Origin of the sequence: Streptomyces caelestis (genome assembly GCF_001279005.1) — a bacterium.
GTDB classification, from domain to species: Bacteria; Actinomycetota; Actinomycetes; order Streptomycetales; family Streptomycetaceae; genus Streptomyces; species Streptomyces heliomycini.
This window is the reverse complement of sequence record NZ_LGCN01000082.1, coordinates 1-406: the sequence shown is the minus strand read 5'-3', so window position 1 is coordinate 406 and position 406 is coordinate 1. Positions and strand designations below refer to the sequence as shown.

General features: G+C 75.9%; 1 protein-coding gene. It reads right to left on the bottom strand.

What is annotated here, in order from left to right; all coding sequences use genetic code 11:
* Nucleotides 1-406 (bottom strand): FMN-binding protein (locus tag ADK41_RS08220; protein ID WP_159043948.1); only part of this gene is annotated, 406 nt, incomplete at both ends.

Genomic DNA, 406 nt, shown 5'->3' with positions numbered 1-406 from the left:
CTCCGCGTCGCCGGCCGCCACCGCCGCCTGGTTGAGCTTCGGCACGGCGTCGGAGGTGATCCGGTCGCTCTGCCCGCCCGTGGGCGCCTGCACCGCCTCGGCCGCGGTGATCCTCCCGCCGCTGACGGTGATCCGCACCTGTACCGGCCCGTACTGCGTCCGCACCACGTCCCCGGTGACGGTCCGCGCCTCCGCGCTCCCGGCACCCCCGCCGTTCCCCGGTGCGGAGGACCCCGGGGACCCGGCCGCCCGCGCCTTGTCCAGCGCCGACTGCAGCGACTTCTTGTAGCCGGAACTCGTGTAGGTCGCCCCCGACACCGCGTCGATCTCCGCGTCGCCGGCCGCCACCGCCGCCTGGTTGAGCTTCGGCACGGCGTCGGAGGTGATCCGGTCGCTCTGCCCGCCC